Below are 23,368 nucleotides of genomic sequence, written 5' to 3'. Positions count from 1 at the left end.
AGGCGGCAACTGGGTCTACGACCAGTCCTTCTTCATGATCCTCAACGTCGCCGTCGGCGGCGAATGGCCCGGCTACCCCGACGCCACCACCCAGTTCCCCCAACAAATGATCGTCGACTACGTCCGGGTGTACTCGCAGGGCGACGGCGGTACCGGCGGGGGCACCGGCACGGTCACCGCCTCCAACGGCGTCTGCCTCGACGTGGCCGGGGCTCAGACGGGCAACGGGACCCCCGTCCAGCTGGCGCACTGCAACGGCAGCCAGGCCCAGGAGTGGACCGCCGGCGCCGACGGCACGCTCCGGGCGTTCGGCAAGTGCCTGGACGTGGCCGGCGGTGGAACCGCCGCGGGCACCCCGGTACAGCTGTGGGACTGCAACGGGACCGGCGCCCAGCAGTGGACCCATGACGGCGGAACCCAGGCCCTGCGCAACCCGCAGTCGAGCCGCTGCCTGCAGCCGCAGGGAAGAGCGCAGAACGACGGCACCCGCATGGAGATCGCCGACTGCGACGGCAGCGCCGTCCAGCGTTGGGATCTGCCCGGCTGACCCTCACGCCCTCCCGTGAGTCCCCCCTGAGCGCCGCCCGCCGGGTCCTCCCGGCGGGCGGCGCCGCGCGCTCCCAGGACGATCGCCTCAGGCCAGGGGCGGCGACAGGTCGATCATCCGCCACGCCCCGGGGTCGGCCGGGGCGTCGGTGAAGGCGTAGCGCACGGTCTCGCGGTCCAGGGCCAACAGGGTCACCGACCCGGTGGCCCACACCCTCCCGTCACCCAGGTCGGCGCGGGCCATCAGGCCGGTCGGGTCGCCGGACTCGTCGGTACCCGCCGAACGGGGCGGGGAGTCGGCCGCCTCGGCGATCAGGCGCGGCCACTCCCCCCACACGTCCTCGACGCCATCGGCGCGGGCGAGGTCGGCCGGGTCGGGCCGGGTACGCGCGAAGCCGGGCGTGTGCCGAACGACGCGCGGGTCGTCCGGGTCCAGTCCGGTGTTGACCACGATGCTCACCCCGACCGGCAGCGTCCGGGTGTCCAGGCAGCGCCCGTCCCAACTGTGCAGGTTGGCCCGGTGGGCGTCGGTGTCCAGCAGGTGGAAGGGCGCGTACAGGGTGGGGTCCTCCCCGCGCAGCGGATCCCGTTCCGGGTCCCGGACCGCGTGGGCGAGGGCCCGCAGGGGCAGGTCGCCCCGGCTGGCCGGGTAGGTGCCCTCCCAGGGCATGCGCCCGTCCCAGGGCCACCCGTTGAGCAGGGCGGCCGCACGAGCGTGGACGGGGTCGACGGCCAGCCAGGTGCCCCCGGCCAGACGGTCACGGCCGCCGACCAGTTCGGGCTGGTCGGGCCAGTGGTGCGCGGGCCGGTCCCAGGGGCGGGAGGAGATCTCGTCCCTGAACGCGGCGATGACCAGGGGCGTGTCCGCGCCGGGATCGAAGCCGACGATGACAGTGCACATGACGACCTTTGCTGTGGCTTTCGGCGGGACGGCCGGAAGACGAACGGAAACGAACGCAACGGTACTCGGACTCTACGACGCCATGCGCCCCGCGGGCGAGAGGGTGCGGGCCCCGCCCGACCCCGTGTGGTGCGAACACCGCACCGACCCGGGGGCGGGTGTACCTGTGCGCGGGCCCGGAGTCTTCTAGTCTGTGTGTCTCCCTACCCTTGAAGCGTCCGGGGCGGACCTGTCCGACGTGCCCCGACAGGACCCCGTCCCGTTTTCCCGTACCACCCAGGAGTGTGCGTGCCCGAACAACCCGACCGGCCCGAGGACGGTGCGGACAGCACCGCGGACAGGGCTCAGGGGGTCTCCCCGTCCGTCACCGGCCCGCTGCCGGGCAACGGCTCCACCGGGTCCTCGGGCCGGTCCGCCGCGGCGGAGGCCCCCGCGGAACGGCCCGGACCGCAGGGTCCCCCGAACGAGCCCGGCCTGACCCGGGGGGAGGTCGCCGAGCGCGTCGCCGCCGGCCGGACCAACGACGTCCCGGTACGTGCCAGCCGCACGGTCGCCCAGATCATCCGCGGCAACGTGTTCACCCGGATCAACGCGATGATCGCGGTGCTGTTCTCCATCATCGCCGTGATCGGCCCCGTGCAGGACGGGCTGTTCGCGATGGTCATCCTCATCAACACGCTCATCGGCATCGTCCAGGAGCTGCGCGCCAAGCGCACCCTGGACAAGCTCGCCATCGTCAACGCCACCCGCCCGCGGGTGGTGCGCGACGGCTCCACCACGCGCGTGACCGCCCAGGAGATCGTCCTGGACGAGGTCCTGGACGTGGGCGTGGGAGACCAGATCGTGGTCGACGGCACCGTCACCTGGGTCGGCGGGCTGGAGGTCGACGAGTCACTGCTGACCGGCGAGGCCGACCCGGTGGTCAAGCAGCCCGGCGACACGGTGATGTCGGGCAGTTTCGTGGTGGCGGGTACGGGCCGGTTCCGGGCCACCAAGGTGGGGCGGCACGCCTACGCGGCACGGCTCGCGGAGGAGGCGAGCCGCTTCTCCCTGGTGCGCTCGGAGCTGCGTTCGGGGATCAACCGGATCCTGACGTGGATCACCTTCGCGCTGTTCCCGATCGGCGCCCTGCTGGTCTACAGCCAGCTGTTCATGGGCGGGCACGTGACCCTGGAGGAGCCGACGGCGGGCGGGCAGATCTCCGGCCCGCTGGCGGACGCGCTGCGCGGCATGGTGGCGGCGCTGGTGTCCATGATCCCCGAGGGCCTGATCCTGCTCACCAGCATCGCGTTCGCGGTCGGGGTGATCCGGCTGGGACGGCACAGGTGCCTGGTGCAGGAGCTGCCCGCGATCGAGGGCCTGGCCCGCGTGGACGTGGTGTGCACCGACAAGACGGGCACGCTGACCGAGGCGGGCATGAGGCTGACGGAGGTCCGCGACCTGGGCGGGTACGGCGCCGGGCCGCCTCCGTCCCGGGTGCTGGCGGCGCTGGCGGCCAGCGACCCCGACCACAATCCGAGCATGGCGGCGATCGGGCGCGGGTGCGGGGCCGGGGGCCGCTCCGCACCGGACTGGCCGGTGACGGCGCTGGCTCCCTTCTCCTCGGCCCGCAAGTGGAGCGGGGCGAGCTTCCTGGCCTCCGGGGTCGAGGAGCACTGGGCGCTGGGCGCGGCCGACGTGCTGGTCCCGTCCGGGGATCCGGCGGCGGCCGAGGCGGCCAGGCTGGGCGCACAGGGCCACCGGGTCCTGCTGCTGGCCCGGGCCTCGGCGCGGGTGGACGCCGAGGAGGCCCCCGGCACGGTGGCGCCGGTGGCGCTGGTGGTACTGGACCAGAGGGTGCGCGAGGACGCCGGTCCGACCCTGGACTACTTCGGTGATCAGGGCGTGGACGTCAAGGTCATCTCCGGCGACCACGCCGCGTCGGTGGGCGCGGTGGGCCGGGAGCTGGGCCTGTCGGGTGCGGAGCGGCCGGTGGACGCGCGTGCGCTGTCCGAGGACGGGGGCGAGCTGGCCCGCGAGGTGGAGGAGGGCTCGGCGTTCGGACGGGTGACGCCCGAACGCAAGCGCGACATGGTGCGGGGCCTGCGCGGGCGCGGGCACACGGTGGCGATGACCGGTGACGGCGTCAACGACGTGCTGGCGCTGAAGGAGGCCGACATCGGCGTGGCGATGGGCTCGGGGAGCCCGGCGTCGCGTTCGGTGGCCCAGCTGGTGCTGCTCGACGACCGGTTCGCGGCGCTGCCGCGCGTGGTGGCCGAGGGCCGCCGGGTGATCGGCAACATCGAGCGGGTGGCCGGCCTGTTCCTGACCAAGACCGTGTACACGATGACGCTGGCGATCATCGTGGGGCTGCTGGCGGTGGCCTACCCCTTCTTCCCCCGCCACGCGACGCTGATCAACGCGGTCACGTTCGGCATCCCGTCGTTCTTCCTGGCGCTGGCGCCCAACACCGACATCGCCCGGCCGGGGTTCGTGATGCGGACGCTGCGGCTGGCGGTCCCCTCGGGGATGGTGGCGGGCTTCGCGGCGGTGACCACCTACCTGCTGGTGCTGGGCGGGCGGACGGTGCCCGACCCGGCGGACCGCACCGCGGTGGTGATCACGCTGTGCGCCACGACGCTGTGGGTACTGCTGCTGGTGGCCAAGCCGTACGTGTGGTGGAAGGTGCTGCTGGTGGGTTCCATGGTGGGCCTGCTGACACTGGCCATGGTGACCCCGCTGGGGCAGTGGTTCTTCGACCTGGACGTGAGCGACCCGGCCAAGGTGCTCACCGGTCTGGCCGTGGCGGGTGCGGCGATCGTGGCGATCACCGTGATCCGTGTGGTGGACGACCGGATGATCGCCCGCTCCGAGGCACGCTCCGCCGAGGAGAAGGCCCGGAAGGACTCCGAGGAGCGCACCCCCGAGCCCGTCTGAGCCCTGGCCCCAACAGCGATGATCTTGCCCGTACTGGCGTCCTCGACCGCCGAGGATGCCAGTACGGGCAAGATCATCCGGGGACCGGCCTGCGGCGCGCGGTGGAGCTGGCCACCCGGTCCCGGCGGGCGGGGGTCAGGCCCTGTCGTCGGGGTCCTCGGGTTCGAAGCTGCCCCGGATGACGCGGCCCCGGTTGGGCGCGGAGGCGTCACTGTCGGCGCCGGGGCGGCGGCCGAAGGGTCCGCCCCCACCGCCGGAGGGATCCTGGCCGGGAGCGCTGGCGCCCCGGACGACGAACTCCTCGTTCATCCGCTCCTGCATCCGCTTCACGCGCCGCTGCGCCCATCCGACGAACGCCCAGCGCAGTGCGGGCCGGGTGAAGGGCAGGACCATCAGCAGGCCGAGCACGGCGGTGACGAACCCCGGGACGACGAGCAGGACGCCGCCCGCCATCAGCATGAGCGGGTCGAGCAGGCCGCCCCGCGGCGGCTCACCCGACCGCAGGGCCCCGTCGGCGTCCCGGAAGGCCCTGGTCCCGGCCCGGCGCAGCACGGCCACGCCCAGGACCAGCAGCGAGACCAGGGCCGCCAGTGTCCACGGCACACCGATCCAGCCGCCGACGGCGATCATCAGCCACACTTCCAGGAACGGCAGCGCCATCAGCGCCAGCACTGTCAGCAGCGGCATGCGAAACCATCCTCAGGGTCGTCGACCGGGTCCTCCCCACTCTGGGAACGCGCACGCGGGCTTCAGGGTTCCCCCTCCGAGAACGCCGCGGGCGAACAGGCCCTCAGGCCCGGCGGCGGCCGATGAGCACGGCCGCGGCCGCCGCGGCCAGCCCCAGCGCGCTCAGCAGGGCCTCGGGAGCCGCGCCGAGCCGGGTGGCGACGGTCGTGCCCTCCATCGCCTCCAGTTCGGCGACGTGGACGTCGGCCACGGCCTCCTCCGAGGCGTAGGCGAGGGTCCCGTCGGGCTCGACCACGGCGCTGACGCCACTGGTGGAGACGACCACCGCCGGGCGCCCGTGCTCGACGGCCCGCAGCTGGGTGATGGCCAGCTGCTGGTTGGTCTGGCCGGTGAAGTTGTAGTTGGCGTTGTTGGTGGGGATCACGATGATCTGTCCGCCCGCGGCCACCGCCTCGCGCACCGGCGGGTCGAAGGCCACGTCGAAGCAGACGCCGACGGCCAGGGTGGTGCCGGCCACGTCCAGCGCGCCGGGCTCGGTACCGGGGACGGCGTCGGAGCTGACCTGCTGCAGGCGGGCCACGAACCGCGTGAAGAAGTCGCGGTAGGGGATGTACTCGCCGAAGGGCACGAGGTAGCGCTTGTCGTAGACCTGCCCCGGGCCGGCCTGGGGGTCCCAGACCACGCTGCTGACGTGGCGGGTGCCGTCGTCGTTGAAGCGGCTCATACCCCACAGCAGGGGGACGCCCGCGTCGGCGGCGGCCGCGTCGATGATCTCCCGGGCGGCGGGTTCCCGGAAGGGGTCGATGTCGCTGGCGTTCTCGGGCAGCAGCACCATGTCGGGCTGGGGGTACTCCCCGGCCCGGACGGCGTCGGCGAGCTCGTGGACCCCGTCGGCGTGGTTGTCGAGGACCTGCATGCGCTCGCCGAGGATGGACATCTCGCCGACGTTGGGCACGTTTCCCTGGACCATGCCGACGGTGACGGTGTCGGCGACGGCGGGTCGACCGATCGCGGGGGCCAGCGTGCCGCCCGCGACGACCGCGGCGCCGGCCGCCAGACCGACGGCGGCCAGACCCAGGTTCGCCCGTGCACCCCGACCGTTCCGGTCGTTCCGACCACCGCGCACGGCGCTCCGGGCGGAGACGGCGCGCAGCACGCTCCACAGCAGCAGGCCGCCGGTGAGGGCGACGGCGAAGGACACCAGCGCGGAGGAGCCCAGGGCCGCATAGCCGACGAAGGGCGTGTCCGGTTGGGCGAAGGCGAGCTTGCCCCAGGGGAAGCCGCCCAGCGGCCAGCGGGCGCGCAGGGCCTCCTGGGCCACCCACAGGGCCGCGGTCCACAGCGGCCAGGCGGGCAGGCGCGTGACCAGGGCCAGGCCCATCGCCATGGGGAGGAAGTAGACGGTCTCGGCGGCGGCGATGAGCAGCCACACGTCGATGCCGAAGATGTCCTGCCACCGCACCAGGGGAACCATGAGTGTGGCCCCGGACAGGGCGCCGAGCCAGGCGGCGCGGCGCACGCGGGTCCCGAGGACGGCGAAGGCGAGCAGGGCGGCGCTGAGCGGCCCCAGCAACCACAGGCCGTAGGGCGGCAGGGCCAGGAGCTGGGCCAGGCCGGAACCGACCGCGGCGAGCACCCGCCACACGAGGTCGCCGCGCCCCCAGCGGTGCCCCGGCACCGGAGCGGAGGTGGCGGAGCGTGTCGGGGTCGCCGTCCGCTCCTGCCCCACCGGTTCCGGCGAGGGTCTGTCGGAGCCGGGGACGTCGCCCTGCTCGGTGTGCTCGGCAACCACGTGGGGTGCTCGCTTTCCGCTGGCTGGTGGAGTGCTCGCGGTCAGCATATGGGGGGACGCGGAAAAGGCCCGAGCCACCCTTCGGACCGGCTCCGTCCCGTCGGCGGCGAGCTCGGAAGACCGTTGTCTACTGGATGTTCGGGCCTTTTCCGGGTCCAACCCCCCGCCCGGTCGCGGTACTCCACCCCTCACCCGATCCCAACCACACCTGGTGCGTGGTGCAGCGTCCAATCGGACGAGTGGGGGCCGCACAACCGGTCCGTCCAGTGCTGGACTGGTCGTCAGGTTACCCAGACTCCCCGACCCGATGCCTCAACCCGGCGACCGTGTCGTGGCCGCCGCTTCGAGCGCGCAGGGGGAAGAAAGGGATGAACCGTCGGACAGGCTAACGCACCTGGGGCCGCCACGCCAGCTGGGTGGAGGGGGTGCGCGCCCGACCGCGATCAGATCGACATCGACTCAAGTATGGACTTTTCGATCAAGATCATGTCTGATGTGATCAGTAGAACGACCTGGTTCGATCAACTTCGAAAGATCCAGATCCAGTGGCACGGACCTTCCGAGATTCGCGTCACCCCACCTCGAACCCGGCCCGGGAGCTGACAACCATGGCGGAGATCGCCCTTGAGGGTGTTGACAAGATCTACGGCGGCGACGTCAAGGCCGTCGACAACCTGAACCTGAAGATCGAGGACGGCGAGTTCATGGTGCTCGTCGGCCCCTCCGGCTGCGGTAAGTCCACCGCGCTGCGCATGATCGCGGGCCTGGAGGAGATCTCGGCGGGCACCCTGGTCATCGGCGACGAGATCGTCAACGACCGTCCGCCCAAGGACCGCGACATCGCGATGGTCTTCCAGAACTACGCGCTCTACCCCCACATGAGCGTCGAGCAGAACCTGGCCTTCGGCCTGAAGCTGCGCAAGGTCCCCAAGCCCGAGATCGCGCGCCGCGTGAAGGACGCGGCCGAGATGCTGGGCCTGGAGCCCTACCTCAAGCGCAAGCCGGGCGCGCTCTCCGGCGGCCAGCGCCAGCGTGTGGCCATGGGCCGCGCGATCGTGCGCGAGCCGCGCGCGTTCCTCATGGACGAGCCGCTGTCCAACCTGGACGCGAAGCTGCGCGTGCAGATGCGCGCCTCCCTCAACCAGCTCCACGACCGCCTGGGCGTCACCACCGTCTACGTCACCCACGACCAGATCGAGGCGATGACCCTCGGCGACCGGGTCGCGGTGCTGCGCGACGGCCGCCTGCAGCAGGTGGACACCCCCAAGCGCCTCTTCGACGCCCCCGTCAACCTGTTCGTGGCCGGGTTCATCGGCTCCCCGGCGATGAACTTCGTCGACGCCGAGCTGGTCGCCGAGGGCGACGACGCGGTGCTCACCTTCGCCGACCACAAGCTTCCCGTCCCGGCGAGCGTCCTGGACTCGCGTCAGAACCTGCGCGACTACCTGGGGCGCGGCATCATCCTGGGCATCCGTCCCTCGGACTTCAAGGACGACGACCTCGACGGCAGCAGCGACCCGAAGATCCAGGTGACCGCGGGCGTGACCGAGGAACTGGGCACGGAGATCAACGTGATCTTCGGCGTCGACGCCCCGCCGGTGCGCCACGAGGACGCCGCCGCCCTGGCCAAGGACGCCGCGGGCGAGGAGGGCGACGAGAGCGGTATGCCGCTGAGCAGCAGCCAGACGCAGTTCACGGCCCGCGTGAGCCCCCGCAGCGACGTGCGCCCGGGCAAGACGGTCAACCTGTCGGTGGACGTGAGCCAGCTGCACTTCTTCGACCAGGAGAGCGGACTGGCCATCGGCCACCCGGACAACTTCTAGGTCGTCCCGCGACCGCCCCGCCGGGTCCTTTCCCTCCTTCCGGGATCCGGCGGGGCGGTCCCTCGTGTCCGCGCCACCGGGTGACCGGCGGACCGGGCGGCAGAGGCGTCCGGTCCGAAGGTGGCCGACGCGATTCCCGGTCCGCGCATCGACAAACCTTGCCTTGAGGACACAGCCATGTACCCGGGGGCAAGGGATCTGTTCCTTGACCACCGGCTCAGCTCGCGCCAACGATGTGATGGTGCGCAACCGAGCCCCCGGAGCCGCCCTCGCCCCCGACCCGGTGTCCGTCGTCGACACACTGCACGGCCGGGCCGTACCCGACCCCTACCGGTGGTTGGAGACCGCCGACTCCCCCGAGACCCTGCGCTGGCTGGAGGAGCGGAGCCGCGAGTACGAGCGCGAGGCGGCCACCTGGCCCCTGCGCGAGCGCCTGGCCGCACTCATCCGCTCACTGGTGGACACCGACCTGTGGAGCCCCCCGGTCCACCGTCCCGGGGCGGCCTTCGCCACCGTGCGCCCCTCCGGGACCGAGCACCCGCGCCTGGTCGTCCTGGCCGGCGACGGCCCGCCGCGCACCCTGTACGACCCCGCCGCCGAGGACCCCGGTGGGCGCACCACCCTGGACGCCTGGGAGCCCAGCCCCGACGGGAGCCTGGTGGCGGTGCAGACCTCCTCCGGGGGCGTGGAACGCGGTGGCCTGCGCGTACTGCGCGCCGACGGCGGCGCACCGGTGGGCCCGCCCGTGCCGAAGGTGCGCTACTCCCACGTGGCATGGGTGCCCGGGGACGTTCCCTCCTTCTACTACGTGCGCCGCGACGGCGCACAGGGCGTACGCGGCGTGTGGCTGCGCCGGGTCGCCGACGGCGCCGAGACGCTCGTCCACGCCTGCACGGCGCCCGACACCGTGCCCGGGGTCCGGATCCTGGGACACAGGTGGCTGCTGGTGACCGAGAGCCACGGCACCGGACACCGCACCGACCTGTGGCTGGCCGACCTGGCCGCCACCGCGCCGGGTCGTCCCGTGCTGCGCCCCGTCCAGGTGGGTGCCGAGGGCGAGACCGAGGCCCGTCTGGGACCCGACGGCCTGCTGTACCTGCGCACCACCCTGGGCGCTCCGTGGCGAAGGATCTGCTCGGTCTCCCCCGAGGAGCCGGGGACGGAGCACTGGCGCGAGGTGGTGCCCGAGGAACGCGGCGCGACCCTGGACGCCTTCGCACCGTGCGGCGGCCCCGGAGGCGGCACGGCGCTGTTCGTGTCGCGCACGCGCCTGGGGATCAGCGAGGCCGCCGTGCACGACGCCCGCTCGGGCGCGCCGCTGTACGCGGTGGACCTGCCCGGGGAGGGCATGGTCTGCGCCCCCGAGACCGCCCCCGACGGATCGGTGTACCTGGGGTACGCGGACGTGGCCACCCAGCAACGGGTCCTGTGCCTGCCTCCGGGGGAGCGCGCTCCCCGGCCGTGGCCGTCCGGCGCACCCGTGACCCCGCCCTCCCCCACCGTGGAGCGCACGGTGCTCTGGTGCCGCTCCGGGGACGGCACACGTGTCCCTGTGACCGTGTTCACCGCCGTGGGCGGCCGGAGGGCACGACCACCGGCCGATGCGCGGCCGACCATCCTGCACGCCTACGGCGGCTTCGGGCGTCCCCGCCAGTTCGGCTTCAGCGCGACCGTGCTGGCCTGGCTGCTCTCGGGCGGCCGGTACGCGGTCGCCCACGTGCGCGGAGGGGGCGACGCGGGCCGCGGGTGGCACCTGGCCGGTTCCGGCCGCGCCAAGCCGCGCGCCGTGGAGGACCTGGTGGCCGCCGCGGACGCCCTGGTCTCGGCCGGGCTGTGCACACGCCGCCGACTGTGCCTGTCGGGCGGCTCGGCGGGCGGGCTGCTGGTCCTGGCCGCCGCGACCGCGCGCCCGGACCTGTGCGGGTCGGTGATCGCCTCCGCTCCGCTCGCGGACATGGCCCGCTTCGAGCTGATGGGGCTGGGCCGCATGTGGACCCGCGAGTTCGGCACCGCCGCCGATCCCGACGACTTCGCCGCCCTGATGTCCTATTCCCCCTACCACCGTGCGCTGGACAGCACGGTGCACACGCCCGGGCGGCGCTTCCCCAGCGTCCTGCTCACCGGTTTCCACGGTGACACCCGCACCGACGCCGCCCACCCGCGCAAGATGTGCGCCGCGCTGCTGGCGGCGGCGCGGGAGGAGGGGCGCCCACCGGTCCTGCTCCGGTACGAGCGCGACGTGGGCCACGGCCCGCGCGCGGTCAGCCGGGCGGTGGGGCTGGCCGCCGACGCGCACGCGTTCGCGGCCCACCGAACGGGGCTGTCACCGCGCTGAGCGCGGGTGCGGTCCTGGACAAGAGAAACGGCACACAGAAAGCGAGGTGGGGTGCGTATGGACCCGATCGAGGTCGAGGTCGAGGACCTGGCGGAGGTAACCTCCCGCGACATCACCGCGGGCGGCGACAACGACGGCACCGACTCCAGTTCCGACTTCATCTGACCGATGTCCCGCCCGGCCCGGTCCCCCCTGGCCGGGCGGGGCCCTCCCCGTGTACGGAAAGGACACGCCGTGACCGACCCCGGCCACCTGTTCACCCGGACCCTGTGCGACGTCGTGGGCCGGGACGCCCTCACCACACGCCTGTCGGAGGAGTTCGTCTTCGCCGACCTGGGCGCGGACGCGGTGCGTTCGCTGTTGACCTTCGACGACCTCAACGAACTGCTGGCCACGTGCTCCCCCGAACCGCCGAGGCTGCGCCTGCACCGCGACGGGTCACCGGTCCCGGTCGACCGCTACACCGAGACGGCGGCCTCCTCGCGCAACGCGCGGCGGGTGGTACGCCCCGAGGCCCTGTACCGGGAGTTGCGGGCGGGGGCGAGCCTGGTTCTGGACAGCCTGGACCGGATGCATCCGCAGGTGGGCGCGGCGGCCGACGACCTGATGCGGCTGGTGCGCGAGCGCGCGCAGGCCAACCTGTACCTGATCTGGGGCGAGTCGCGCGGCTTCGACACCCACTGGGACGACCACGACACGGTGATCGTGCAGGTGGAGGGCACCAAGCAGTGGCAGGTGCACGGTCCGGGGTCGCGCCCGTACCCGATGAAGAACGACGTGGACCACACCCACACGCCTCCGCGCGACGCCGACGGCGAGCTGCACCTGGTGTGGGAGGGCGTACTGCGGCCGGGCCAGGTCATCCACGTGCCCCGCGGCTGGTGGCACACGGTGACCGGGACCGGTGAGGTGAGCATGCACCTGACCTTCGGTTTCACCCGGGCGACCGGGGTGGAGTGGGCGGAGGCGCTGGTGCGGCGGCTGTTCGAGGAGGAGGTCTTCCGCCAGGACCTGCCGCGCTTCGCCGAACCGGAGGTGCGGCGCAAGCGCCAGGGCGAGCTGGTCGCGCGGATGGCCGAACTGGCCGAGGAGCTGGACGTGGACGGCTTCCTGGCCGAGCGGGACGCCCGCTTCCCGCGCCGGACCTCGTTCTCCCTGCCGTGGCCGGTGGAGGAGGGCGCCCCGCCCGCCGACGCCCGGGTGGAGTTCGTGCCGATCCTGCCGCCGCCGCTGTCCCGCGAGGACGGGAAGGTGGCGGTGACGGTGGGCGGGCGCCGGTACCGGTTCCCGGCCGCGGTCGGACCGGTCCTGGAGACGATCGCCGAGCACCGAGCGCTGACCGTGGCCGAGTTGGCCGCGCACGCGGGCGTGGAGGCCGGACGGACCGCGGAGATCGTGTCCGTCCTGTCGCAGCACCACCTGGTGCTGGTGCGGTAGTCGTCATCCGTCGTTCCCGGCCCGCGCCGGCGTTCCACTACACCTCGGTACCGTCCAGGAGCCGACGGATGGCGAAGTCCACATCGTCCGGGGGCCCGGCGGCATCGTCGTCCCCCCCGGGGTGAAGGCTCCTCCAGTGCCCTCTCCCGAATGGGATACCGGATGGCGCGGCGCCGCCGCTACGCCGAGCACCGCGAGTGGAGGCCGCGCAGCTCCGTGCCGCTCCTCGGGACCGCCCTGAACCGCCCGATGGTGTTCCTGTTCATCCTGATGGCGATGCCCCAGTTGGACACCGTCTTCGGCGGCGACACCAACGCGGTGGACATGGCCACCACCTGGCCCTGCCGCCCCGCCGCCGGAGCCGGGCAGCCGCCCGTCAGGGTTTCCGGCGGCACCGGAGAGCGCGGGAGCCCTTCTCTCCGGTGCCACCCCGCGCTTCCGCCCCTCGCTTGAACAGCAAATACTTCGCAAAACCGACACGGACGGCGGGTTCCACACAGCCCGCCCCGCCTGGAAACCCGCTCGGATCCGTGTCCTCCCTCGCCCGGCGTGCTTCCACAGGCCTCCCATGATCATTGCGGCACGCGAGACCGTTAGGGTAGCCTCACTTAAGAGGCGCAGATGCATCCACTCCCCCGGAGATCACTGCGGCCACACGACCTCCGGACATGACGGCATCGTGCGACGAAGGGCAGGTTCACACGGTGGTTGCAGATCCGCTCGACGCACTCCGCGGCGCCTGTGCGCCACTGAAGTTCGCGCCCCTGCCCGACCTGCTCTCCCCCGAGGAGGTCCAGGCCGACCCTGCGGGACCCGTGCACTGGTACCAGGCCGGTGTCCTGGCCTCGGACGGCTCGCTGCCGGTCCTGTTCGACAAGCTGTGGACCGAGCACGGCCCCGGCCACCGTCTCCCCGCCGCCACCAACTTCCTCCGTGTCACCCTGCGCGAACCGATCTTCCTGGTCTCGGCGTCGCTGTACCTGACCGGGCGGGCCCCGCTGCTGGGCCCGGAGACCCTCCACCTGCCCTGGGACACCGTCCGGGCACGGTTCGGCACACCCGCCTCGGTCGACACCCGCATGGCGGTCCTGCCGGACGACCCCGCGGCCGACCATCCGGCCACCGTGGTCGCGCAGGACGAGGACGACCAGTTGCGGATGGCCGCCCAGGCCCTGTTCGCCACGTTCGAGCCCCTCATCGAGGCCCTGCACGCGCACTCGCGGTCGGGCAAGCGCACCCTGTGGGGATGGGTGCTCGACACCCTGCACTTCTACATGCTCAACCCCGCCCGCTACCTGGGGCGGGACGCCGAGCAGGCCTGGGAACTGGCCACCCGGCTGGGAGAAGCGGTGGTCGAGGCCGGCGCGGTGACCCGCAGGCGGCCGCGCCTGTTCCCCTTCGCCCCCGGCCACCCGCGCGGGACGTGGGCGGTGCGCGGCACCTGCTGCTTCGACTACAAGGGCGACTCGGAGCACGGGTACTGCACCACGTGCCCGCTCAAGTGCGACGGGGAGCGCCAGCAGGACCTGTCGGAGTGGTTGCGCGACCCCGCGCTGGCACCCTGACCGGTTCCCCCGCCCGGCCGCCGAACGCGTCGGGCGCCCCCCGCTACCCGGCGGTGAACAGAACGAGCGTCGTACAGCCCCCGACGAGGAACAGCAGGAGCAGGAGCACGCCGCAGCTGATGCCCAGGAGCTTGCCCCAGGGGGTGGGCCGGGTCTCGGGAGGGCCGTAGCCGCCCTGGGGCGGGTAACCCTGCCCGCCGCCGGGCCCCTGCCCGTATCCCTGTGCGTAACCCCCCGCCGCGCCCGACCCCGGGGCGTATCCCGGCCCCTGGCCGGAGGGGTAGCCGCCGGCCTCGAAGTAGCCGGGCGCCTGACCGGAACTGAAGTTCTCCGGCTGTCCGCCGGGCGGGGGAGCGCCCGGACCCGCACGGGAGACGTCCGCCTCCCCGTACCCGGGCGCGTAACCAGCGTGCTCGTACCCGGCCTGGCCGGGGCCGCTGGGCCCCTCGGAGAGTTCACCGTCCACCGGTTCGGGAGGTGCGCCCGTCGGGTGCCGGTCCCCCGGCGGCCGCTCCCCGTAGGCGTACGCCCCCGTCGACCGCGGCCCCGTCCCGGGCTGGTCCCCGGAACCTCCTGGGTCCTCCTCCGGGTGTCCGCCCCTCGGGGGTTCGTGGTGGGGATACCTGTGCGGCGGCTCCCCCGGAGGCTGGGGCCCGCTCTCCCACGGGTCACCGGGGTCACCGGGACGCCATTCCTCCGGAGGATGGTGGTTCACCGGGTCCTCATGCCGTCCTGGCCGCTTTCCCGGCACGTCCTCATCGCGATCGGACACTGGGGACACCCCTCCGTCAGCGAAATCCGCCCACCGGGGCCGGTAGGCACATCACACCTACACGGTAACCACACGAACACGGATCTCCGTGGAGATCGCGGGGCGTTTCCGGTAAAGGTCCGGACGTGTCGCCCGGCGCCGAGACCGGTCGCGTACGGGCTCACCCGGTGTGCGGGTACCGGTCCCGCCGGACCAGGAGCGCGCGTACGGCGAGCACGAACACCGGCACGGTGAACAGGGCCGCGAACAGGTTCAGGCCGCCGAAACCCGCCTGGGCCAGCACCACACCCGACAGTGCCCCGGCCGTGGCACCGCCCAGGTTCATGACCAGGTCGCTGACCCCCTGCGCACGGGGACGCACCTCGGCCGACAGGGACTCGGCCAGCAGCGCCGTCCCGGACACCAGGCCGAACGACCACCCCAGGCCCAGCAGGACCAGCCCGACCGTCACCTGGGTCTCGTCGTGCCCGGCCGTACCCGCCACCATCGCGGCGACCAGCAGGAGCACCTGCCCCGTCAGCAGCAGGGGAACGCGGCCGAGCCGGTCGGTGAGCCACCCCACGACCGGGGACAGCGCGTACATTCCGGCGATGTGCAGGGAGATGGTCAGTCCGATCACGGTCAGAGCCGCGTCGTGGTGGGACATGTGCACGGGGGTCATGGTCATGACCGCGACCATCACCGTGTGGCTGGCCACGATGCCGACCACCGCGAGCAGGGCGCCCGGACTGGCCGCGATCACCCGCAGCGCCCCGGCCACGGACAGCCGGACGCCGGAGGGCGCGCCCTCGCGCGTCCGGGCCGCGGTGGCCACGCGCAGCGGGTCGGGACGCAGCAGTATGAAGGTCAGTACCGCGCCCAGGACGAATCCGGCCGTGGTGAACAGTACCGGGCCCAGTAGTTCGGGCAGGCCGAAGAGGGCGGCCACGCTTCCGCTGGGGCCGATCAGGTTGGGGCCCGCCACCGAGCCGATCGTGGTGGCCCACACCACGATGGACAGGTCCCGGCCGCGGCTGCGTTCGGAGGCCAGGTCGGCGGCGGCGTGGCGGGCCTGCAGGTTGGTGGCGGTACCGGCGCCGACCAGCACCATGCCCACCAGGAACAGCACGAACGTACCCAGCACCGTGGCGGCGATGGTGACGGTGCCGCCGAGCGCGCCGAGCACCCAGCCCGCCGCGAGGCCGGGGCGGCGGCCGTGCCGTGCGGCCAGCGAGGCGAGGGGGAGGGCGAAGACCGCGGCGCCCAGGGTGATCATGGTGGTGGCCGCGCCGGACCAGGCGTCGGAGCCGGTGAGCTCCAGGGCGATGAGCGCGCCCACGGCGAGCATGGCGCCCATCCCGATGCCGCCGACCATCTGGGCGAGCATGAGGGTCAGGACGGTACGGCGCTGGAGCCGGGTCCGTCTCTCCTCGGTGAGGATTCCCTCCGGTTGAGCGATATATGTCGACACGTGGCCTACTTTCCGATTCGTCCCAGCGACGGAAGAAGCCTAGCCCTCAGCACTGTGTGGCGGCCATGTCGGACTACCCACGATCACGGACACGCGGCCCTCGGCCCCGCCCGTAGCGCCACCGCAGGAAGCCGTGCTCGCGTTCGACGTAGCGCATCTCGGAGTAGAGGACGTGCGGGTCGTCCGCGCTGATGACGACCCCGCTCTCGGGGACCACGGGCCAGCACGCGAACGCCCAGAAGCAGCGGGTGTAGGGACCCCACAGGACGACCCACGCGCCCTGCTTCTGCCACTCGACGTGCTCGGCGATCCTGCGCTGTTCCTCGTCCCCGGTCTCGTCCATGCCGATGGTGGACATACCCGGTGCCGGGGCGGCCCACCAGGCCGGAACCGGCCATGCCACGTGTGACGTGCGGCCCTTGCGCGAACCGCCGGGTGTACTCCCGCCCGGCCACCGCGGCCGCGGCCCGGAGGGACACGCGTCCCGGACCTCCCGGGAAAGCGAGGTGCCCGTGCCGACGCGCCCGGCGTCGGCACGGGCACCAGCCCGTCGTGGGAGCTCAGCGTCCGGAGACCAGCTCACCGCCCGGAACCGGCTCGGCCGGGTCGTTGCCCAGGGCGATGATCCCGTTGTCCCGGTCCACGTGCACGATGTGCTGGACGTGCTCGGCCCGCTCGGCCTCGGTCAGCTGGGCGTAGGAGATGACGATGACCAGGTCGCCGGGGCTGACCAGCCGTGCGGCGGCGCCGTTGATGCCGATGACGCCCGTGCCGCGCTCACCGGTGATCGCGTAGGTGACCAGCCGGGCGCCGTTGTCGATGTCGACGATGTGGACCTGCTCGCCGTCGACGATGTCGGCGGCGTCCATCAGGTCGGCGTCGATCGTGACCGATCCGACGTAGTGCAGGTCGGCCTGCGTGACCGTGGCGCGGTGGATCTTTCCGTTGATGAGGGTGCGCAGCACTGCTCAAGCCTCTTTCAGGTGTCTCGCGAACTACAGGCCTCAGGGGTCCCGTGCTCCTCCATGATGGCCCCACCCGTGTACCGCTTCGGCCACCGGGGTCCTCCATCGCACGCAACGTCCCGGAGGACCCGGGTGTTCCGCCCCGGTCGGCCGTCAGGCCGCCACCGCCGCGGTCCCCGTGACCGGGCTCCGCACACGGTCGTCCGGACACTCCCTAGCTGAACGAGGAGTAGGCCACCACGCCCCGGCGCACCAGGTCGCAGGCCTTGCGCGCGGTGGAGCGCACCTCGGCGTCTCCGCTGGCCCCCGCGATCTGGCTGAGCATGTCCACCAGCATCTTGGTGGTGCGCACGAAGTCCCCGGCGGTCATGTCGGCCTGGCGCAGGATGGCGTCCAGCCGGTCGCCGCTCGCCCAGCGGTGCGCCGTCCACACGAACCCCAGGTCGGGCTGGCGCAGGAACGACACCCGGTGCCGGGACTCGACCTCGTTGAGCTCGCCCCACAGCCGCACCATCTCCACGAGCGTCTCCTCGATCCGCCCGCCGGGCAGGCGCGGGTAGGCGTCGTCGCTCCGCCGCGCCTCGTAGACCAGCGAGGCCGCGCAGGCCGCCAGCTCCACCGGGGTCAGGTCCCTCCAGATCCCGCGGCGCAGGCACTCGGCCACGAGCAGGTCGAGGTCGGAGTAGATCTTGGCCAGACGTGCCCCGTCGTCGGAGACGTCGTTCTCGGACAGGTACTCCAGGTCCTCCAGGACCCCGCACACCCTGTCGAAGGTGCGGGAGATGACGTGCGAGCGCCCCTCCACCCGACGGCGCAGTCCGTCGGTCTCCTTGCGCAGCCGGAAGTAGCGCTCGGCCCAGCGGGCGTGGTCCTCGCGGTCGGCGCACCCGTGGCAGGGGTGCCGGCGCAGCTCGGAGCGCAGCCGCAGCACCTCGGCGTCCTCCCCCGCGTCGCGTGAACCCCGCTCGTAGACGGGGTCGTTGCCCTGCTCCTTGAGCTTGTTGCGCAGCGTGGAGGCCAGGTCCTGGCGCGAGCGGGGCGACTTGGCCGAGAACGACTTGGGCACGCGCATGCGCCCGGACGGCTGCACCGGCACGGGGAAGTCGCTGGCGTTGACCCGCTTGACCTGCTTGTCCACGGTGAGCACCAGCGGTGCGGGCAGGTCGTGGCGCAGTCCCGGGTCCAGCACGACCGCGTGTCCGGAGAAGCGGCCCGCCGGGATGCGGATGATGTCGCCGATGCGCAGCTTCTCCAGGCTCTCCAGAGCCTCGTCGCGGCGCCGGACCGAGCGGGTCTTGGCGAGCATGGACTCGCGGTCGCTCAGGGCACGGCGCAGCGCGGCGTACTCCATGAAGTCGCCCAGATGGCACTCGGCGGCCTTGGCGTAGCCCTCCAGGGCCTCCTCGTGCTTGCGCAGCTGCTTGACCAGGCCTACCACGGCGCGGTCGGCCTGGAACTGGGCGAAGGAGGCCTCCAGCATGTTGCGGCTGCGCTGGCGGCCGACCTGGCCGACCAGGTTGACCGCCATGTTGTAGGACGGCTGGAAGCTGGAGTTGAGCGGGTAGGTGCGGGTGCCCGCGAGGCTGGCGACCGCCTCGGGGTCGGTCCCGGCCTGCCACACGACCACCGCGTGGCCCTCCACGTCGATGCCGCGCCGCCCGGCGCGCCCGGTGAGCTGCGTGTACTCGCCGGGGGTGAGCTGGGCGTGGGTCTCGCCGTTCCACTTGTCGAGCTTTTCGATGACCACCGTGCGTGCGGGCATGTTGATGCCCAGCGCCAGGGTCTCGGTGGCGAACACCGCGCGGATGAACCCGCGCGAGAACAGGTGCTCGACGATCTCCTTGAACTTGGGGAGCATCCCGGCGTGGTGGGCGGAGATACCCGCCTCCAGGGCGCGCAGCCACTGGTCGAACCCGAGCACGGCCAGGTCGGCGGGGGGAATGTCGGCGCACTGGGACTCGGCGTACTCGCGGATCCGGCCGGCCTCCTCCGGGGTGGTGAGCACCAGTCCGGAGGACACGCACTGACGGACGGCATCGTCGCAGCCCGCCCGGCTGAAGATGAAGGTGATCGCGGGCAGCAGACCGCCGTCGTCGAGCTCCTCGATGACGGTGGGCCTGGAGGGCGGCGCGAACCGGGAGCGGGGCCGCACGCTGCCGCGGGCCCGCGACTGCGGGTGGCGGCGCCGGTCGGCCATCTGGGTGAGCCGGGAGTCCTCCTCGGCGAAGCGGGTCAGCCGCGGGTTGATCCGCAGCTTCTGTCCGCCCACCTCGATCTCGCGGGGCTGCCAGCCCTGGCGGCGGCGCTCGCGCTTGCGCTTGCCCTTGCGCCTCCGGGCGCCGTCCTGTTCCCCCTCGTCGGCGGAGGGCTCCTCCTCCATGTCCACGAACAGGTCGTGGACGCGGTCGCCGACCATGACGTGCTGCCACAGCGGCACGGGCCGCTTCTCGTCGACGATGACGGTGGTGTCACCGCGCACCTGCTGCAGCCAATCGCCGAACTCCTCGGCGTTGCTGACGGTGGCCGACAGGGCGACCATGCTCACCGACTCGGGCAGGTGGATGATCACCTCCTCCCAGACCGCGCCGCGGAACCGGTTGGCGAGGTAGTGCACCTCGTCCATCACCACGTAGGCCAGTCCGCCGAGGGTCGCCGAGCCCTCGTAGAGCATGTTGCGCAGTACCTCGGTGGTCATGACGACCACGGGCGCCTCGCCGTTGACGCTGTTGTCCCCGGTCAGCAGTCCGACCTGGTCGGCGCCGTAGCGCCTGACCAGGTCGTTGTACTTCTGGTTGGACAGCGCCTTGATGGGCGTGGTGTAGAAGCACTTGGTGCCCCCGCCCAGGGCCAGGTGCACGGCGAACTCCCCGACCACGGTCTTGCCGGAGCCGGTCGGCGCGGCCACCAGCACCCCGTGGCCGTTCTCCAGGGCCTTGCAGGCCCCGATCTGGAACGGGTCGAACTCGAACCCGTAGAGGTTCTGGAAGGCCTCGATGGCGGCGCTGGAGGCTTCCTGGCGCCGGCGGAAGGCGGCGTACCGCTCAGCGTGACTACTCATATGGCTTCCAGCCTATGAGGTCAGCTCCAACATCTCGACCGCCTTGGGCACGACCTCGCATACCAGCGGCGGTTCGCCCATGCGTTCGCCGTCGGCGTAGGCCGCGCCCGCATCGGCGCGGATGGTGACGGTGTGCCCGCGTTCGACCACGATCTCGTCGAGTCCGGTGTGGCTGCCGTTGAACACGTGTGGGAACAGGCGCAGGAAGCGGCCGAGCGGGGCCTTGCGGACGAAGACCACGTCGAGGAGGCCGTCGTCGGGCTCCGCGTCGGGGCACACGCGCATACCGCCGCCGTAGGCGCAGGTGTTGCCGACCGCGACGAGCATGCCGGGTTCGGCGATGCGGCGCCCGTCCACGTCGATCTCGTAGTCGATGGGCCGGAAGGAGCGCAGTTCGGCCAGGAGTCCCACCATGTACCCGGCCCGGCCGACACGGAACCGCTGGGCGTTCACCCGCTCGTTGACCCGGGCGTCGAAACCGCAGGCCAGAACGCTGAGGAAGTAGCGCCGGGTGCCGTCGGCCAGACGCAGGCGCACGGCGTCGGTCGGACGGGTGCGGCCCCGCAGGATCGCGGCGGCCATGTCGTGGGCCGACCCGCGCGGGTGTCCGAAGGCGCGGACGATGTCGTTGCCGGTTCCGGCGGGAACGGCGGCCAGGGGCACCCCCGTGCCCACCACCCCCTGCAGCGCCTGGTGGACCAGCCCGTCCCCGCCCACGGCCACGAGGGCGTCGGGCCGGTCGGCGGCGGCCAGGCGGGCCATGCGGCGGCTGTCGGCCGACGAGCGGCCGGTGTAGACGTGCACGCGGGCGCCGGCGTCGCGCAGCGCCTCCTTCAACCGCACCGCGAGGACGGCCGCGCGGCGCCGACCGGAGTGCGGGTTGACCAGGAGGGCGATATGAGGAGGCATGCGAGTCCTTAGCTACCGGGGGCCGGGGGACGAAGGGTGTACGGGGCGGTGGAGGTCGCCCGCACACCCTCGCGCCCGGGTGCGCGCGCGGGACTGCTTAGGAGCCCTCGGCCTGCTTCTGCTCGGCTTCCTCGCGCTGGCGGCGATGGTACTCCTCCATCGCCTTGGGCGTGTTCAGCGGAGAGGGCACCCAGGCGGCCTCGGCGTCGGCCTCGCCGCGCTGGATCCGGCGCTCCTCCTCGGTGAGGTACTCCTCGGGGATGTCGAACTCGCCGTCGCGGGCGCCCAGGACGAAGGCCTCCCACTCGGCGGGGGTGAAGAACAGGATGCCCTTCTCGGGGGACTTGCCGTCACGCACGGCGCGGAAGCCGTCGTCGAAGGTGGCGACCTCGACCACGGCCTCGGACTCCTCCTTGGACAGGGAGGACCGCATCCAGACCGCGTCGGTGGTGTCGTGCCACTTCTCGTTGCCCATGGCCTCGGGCGGGAGCTCCCGTTTGGCCTCGGCCTGCTCGCTCATCGAACTTCCCCTTCCCAACAACCGTCCTCGGCCGGGAACCCCCGGACCGGCGGGGCGGCACCCACCGGCCACCGCCCAACGCACGACCCTAGGGCATGCCCGGGACGGCTCAGGAGCGTTTTCCGGACTGCTCGCCGACGTCGGGACCGTCCAGCTCGGAGGGGGTCTCGTCGAGTTCGGAGATCTGGTCGTCGTCCAGGTCCGAGTAGGGGTCGTCGCGCCGCTTGCGCCGGTCGTTGAGGAAGGCGAACAGCTCGGCCAGCTCGAAGAGGGCCACGAGCGGCACGGCCAGGGCGAGCATGGAGATCGGCTCGGCGGGGGTGATGACGGCCGCGACGAGGAACGCGCCGAAGACGATGACGCGGCGCCACTTGGCGATGGCCTCGTGCGGGAGTATCCCGGCGATGTTGAGCAGGGCCACCAGCAGCGGCAGCACGAAACCCACACCGAACATGCCCATCATGATGAGCATGTAGTCCAGGTACTCGCCGATGGTGAGGAAGGGATCCGCGTCCTCGGGCAGGAACCCGAAGAGCATGGTCAGCGCGTAGGAGGTGATGTAGTAGGCCAGGCCCGCGCCGGCGGCGAACAGCAGGGCGGCGAACGGCGCGAAGATGTAGGCGTAGCGCTTCTCGCGACCGTGCAGGGCCGGGGCGACGAAGGCCCACAGCTGGTACATCCAGAACGGCGCGGAGGCCAGGGCACCGACGAAGAGCCAGACCTTGAAGGCGACGAAGAAGGCGTCGAAGGGACCGGTGACGATGAGGGAGCAGTCGTCGGGGCCGCTCACCTGGGACTCGGGAAGGGAGCAGTAGGGCTCTACCAGGAAGTCCCACACCAGGTCGTAGACCAGGTAGCCGATCACGGCGCCCAGCGCGAGAGCGATCATCGCCTTCGTCAGGCGGTTGCGCAGCTCGCGCAGGTGTTCCATGAGCGGCATCCGGGCCTCGGGGTTGGTGGCCCGGCTTCGTGCCCTCATCGTGCGGTCACTCTCTATCTCCTTCGGCCCTCGCCGGGGGCTGCGGGACCTGCGGCCGAGGTCCGACGGCACGCCGCGCGATGTACCGCGGGCCCCTGTGCCGCGCTTCGTCCGGTTCCCGTGCTAGTTGCCGTAGGTGCGGTGCGTGGTCTCACCGGTCTCGCTGACGATGCGCTGGCCGGCGGGCAGCTGCGGGTAGCCGGACTGCTGGGGATGCTGCGGCTGCTGCGGCTCCGCGGGCGCGTTCTGCTGCTGGGTGGAGGCCTGCTGCTTCTGGGCGTCCTTGGCCTCTTCGGTGTCGTTCTCCTCGTCGATCAGGCCCTTGCTCTCGGCCTTGAGGATACGCGCGCTGCGCCCCACGGAACGGGCCAGGTCCGGGAGCTTCTTGGCTCCGAACAGCAGCAGGGCCAGGATCACCAGGATGGCGATGGTAGGTCCGTTGAACGGTCCCATGGTTCTACCTCTCTGTGGGGCGCGACCAAGCGCCTTCGATAGTACGCGCATTCGGACGCGGGTCCATCATGTCCCCGCACCGCTTTGGCCGACACGCTCACGCAGGTCAGCGCTACTCGTCCGGTACTCGTCCGACGCCCGTGCCACCGTCACCGACAGCACGTCCGCCGCGCGGCGTACACGCAGCGCGAGGAGGCTGATGACGGCGAGTCCGGCCGCGACCGCACCGAACAGGACAACGAGGACGATCACGATTCAAC

At 72.3% G+C, this 23,368-nt stretch carries 20 protein-coding genes; 7 read left to right on the top strand and 13 right to left on the bottom strand.

Annotated features, from left to right (window positions below):
- Positions 1-547, top strand: a 547-nt coding sequence (locus tag FYX01_RS18815; RefSeq protein ID WP_190394387.1) for a ricin-type beta-trefoil lectin domain protein, incomplete at its 5' end; no start/stop codon positions are given.
- An 87-nt stretch (positions 548-634) separates the two neighbouring features.
- Here the strand turns inward: FYX01_RS18815 and FYX01_RS18810 are convergent.
- The gene (locus FYX01_RS18810) at positions 635-1,447 is read right to left on the bottom strand and encodes an NRDE family protein (protein ID WP_150243181.1); all 813 of its coding nucleotides are present in this window, start codon (positions 1,445-1,447) and stop codon (positions 635-637) included.
- Positions 1,448-1,735: 288 nt separating this feature from the next.
- On the opposite strand from FYX01_RS18810, the gene FYX01_RS18805 reads away from it, so the two are divergent.
- Positions 1,736-4,363, top strand: coding sequence for an HAD-IC family P-type ATPase (locus tag FYX01_RS18805; protein ID WP_150243179.1), 2,628 nt, complete (start codon positions 1,736-1,738; stop codon positions 4,361-4,363).
- 135 nt (positions 4,364-4,498) lie between these two features.
- Here FYX01_RS18805 and FYX01_RS18800 read toward each other — a convergent pair whose 3' ends face one another.
- Entirely contained in the window at positions 4,499-5,050 is a 552-nt protein-coding gene (locus FYX01_RS18800) for an FxsA family protein (RefSeq protein WP_150243177.1), read from the bottom strand.
- 103 nt (positions 5,051-5,153) lie between these two features.
- Positions 5,154-6,842 (bottom strand): apolipoprotein N-acyltransferase, encoded by a 1,689-nt coding sequence (gene lnt, locus FYX01_RS18795; protein WP_223830536.1) that lies wholly within the window; start codon positions 6,840-6,842, stop codon positions 5,154-5,156.
- 608 nt (positions 6,843-7,450) lie between these two features.
- Between lnt and FYX01_RS18790 the strand changes: the two genes are divergently transcribed.
- The 5 genes from FYX01_RS18790 to FYX01_RS18770 all read left to right on the top strand — a co-directional run bounded on the left by FYX01_RS18790 (position 7,451) and on the right by FYX01_RS18770 (position 14,002).
- Positions 7,451-8,665 carry an ABC transporter ATP-binding protein gene (locus FYX01_RS18790; protein WP_150243173.1) on the top strand — a complete coding sequence of 405 codons (1,215 nt, stop codon included), beginning with the start codon at positions 7,451-7,453 and terminating at the stop codon, positions 8,663-8,665.
- 238 nt (positions 8,666-8,903) lie between these two features.
- Entirely contained in the window at positions 8,904-11,000 is a 2,097-nt protein-coding gene (locus tag FYX01_RS18785) for a prolyl oligopeptidase family serine peptidase (RefSeq protein ID WP_150243218.1), read from the top strand.
- Positions 11,001-11,234: 234 nt separating this feature from the next.
- Positions 11,235-12,437 (top strand): JmjC domain-containing protein, encoded by a 1,203-nt coding sequence (locus FYX01_RS18780; protein WP_150243171.1) that lies wholly within the window; start codon positions 11,235-11,237, stop codon positions 12,435-12,437.
- Positions 12,438-12,587: 150 nt separating this feature from the next.
- The gene (locus FYX01_RS18775) at positions 12,588-12,890 is read left to right on the top strand and encodes a hypothetical protein (RefSeq protein WP_150243168.1); all 303 of its coding nucleotides are present in this window, start codon (positions 12,588-12,590) and stop codon (positions 12,888-12,890) included.
- Positions 12,891-13,141: 251 nt separating this feature from the next.
- Positions 13,142-14,002 (top strand): (2Fe-2S)-binding protein, encoded by an 861-nt coding sequence (locus FYX01_RS18770; protein WP_150243166.1) that lies wholly within the window; start codon positions 13,142-13,144, stop codon positions 14,000-14,002.
- 43 nt (positions 14,003-14,045) lie between these two features.
- Here the strand turns inward: FYX01_RS18770 and FYX01_RS18765 are convergent, their stop codons facing one another.
- From FYX01_RS18765 to FYX01_RS18715, 10 genes are all read right to left on the bottom strand, one after another.
- Positions 14,046-14,468: a hypothetical protein gene (locus FYX01_RS18765; RefSeq protein ID WP_223830535.1), complete on the bottom strand. Its 423-nt coding sequence runs from the start codon at positions 14,466-14,468 to the stop codon at positions 14,046-14,048.
- Between the two features lie 466 nt (positions 14,469-14,934).
- Positions 14,935-16,224 carry an MFS transporter gene (locus FYX01_RS18755; protein WP_150243164.1) on the bottom strand — a complete coding sequence of 430 codons (1,290 nt, stop codon included), beginning with the start codon at positions 16,222-16,224 and terminating at the stop codon, positions 14,935-14,937.
- A gap of 73 nt (positions 16,225-16,297) precedes the next feature.
- Positions 16,298-16,582, bottom strand: coding sequence for a hypothetical protein (locus tag FYX01_RS18750; protein ID WP_150243162.1), 285 nt, complete (start codon positions 16,580-16,582; stop codon positions 16,298-16,300).
- Positions 16,583-16,784: 202 nt separating this feature from the next.
- On the bottom strand, positions 16,785-17,189 hold the full coding sequence (panD, locus tag FYX01_RS18745; RefSeq protein ID WP_150243160.1) for an aspartate 1-decarboxylase: 405 nt from the start codon (positions 17,187-17,189) through the stop codon (positions 16,785-16,787).
- A gap of 214 nt (positions 17,190-17,403) precedes the next feature.
- Positions 17,404-20,247 carry a DEAD/DEAH box helicase gene (locus FYX01_RS18740; RefSeq protein WP_150243158.1) on the bottom strand — a complete coding sequence of 948 codons (2,844 nt, stop codon included), beginning with the start codon at positions 20,245-20,247 and terminating at the stop codon, positions 17,404-17,406.
- A gap of 12 nt (positions 20,248-20,259) precedes the next feature.
- Positions 20,260-21,156, bottom strand: a complete 897-nt coding sequence (locus FYX01_RS18735) for a diacylglycerol/lipid kinase family protein (protein WP_150243156.1) — start codon at positions 21,154-21,156, stop codon at positions 20,260-20,262.
- Between the two features lie 97 nt (positions 21,157-21,253).
- On the bottom strand, positions 21,254-21,676 hold the full coding sequence (locus FYX01_RS18730) for a DUF397 domain-containing protein (protein WP_150243154.1): 423 nt from the start codon (positions 21,674-21,676) through the stop codon (positions 21,254-21,256).
- Positions 21,677-21,785: 109 nt separating this feature from the next.
- Positions 21,786-22,616 (bottom strand): twin-arginine translocase subunit TatC, encoded by an 831-nt coding sequence (gene tatC, locus FYX01_RS18725; RefSeq protein ID WP_150243216.1) that lies wholly within the window; start codon positions 22,614-22,616, stop codon positions 21,786-21,788.
- A 162-nt stretch (positions 22,617-22,778) separates the two neighbouring features.
- The gene (gene tatA / locus FYX01_RS18720; protein WP_150243152.1) at positions 22,779-23,108 is read right to left on the bottom strand and encodes a Sec-independent protein translocase subunit TatA; all 330 of its coding nucleotides are present in this window, start codon (positions 23,106-23,108) and stop codon (positions 22,779-22,781) included.
- A gap of 66 nt (positions 23,109-23,174) precedes the next feature.
- Complete coding sequence (locus FYX01_RS18715) at positions 23,175-23,360, bottom strand: hypothetical protein (protein WP_150243150.1); 186 nt, start codon at positions 23,358-23,360, stop codon at positions 23,175-23,177.
- Between the last annotated feature and the right edge of the window lie 8 nt (positions 23,361-23,368).

The sequence above is a fragment of the Nocardiopsis quinghaiensis genome (genome assembly GCF_008638365.1).
In the GTDB taxonomy this organism is placed as follows: Bacteria; Actinomycetota; Actinomycetes; order Streptosporangiales; family Streptosporangiaceae; genus Nocardiopsis; species Nocardiopsis quinghaiensis.
Note: the sequence above shows the minus strand (reverse complement) of the source record. Positions and strands in the feature narration are given on the sequence as shown.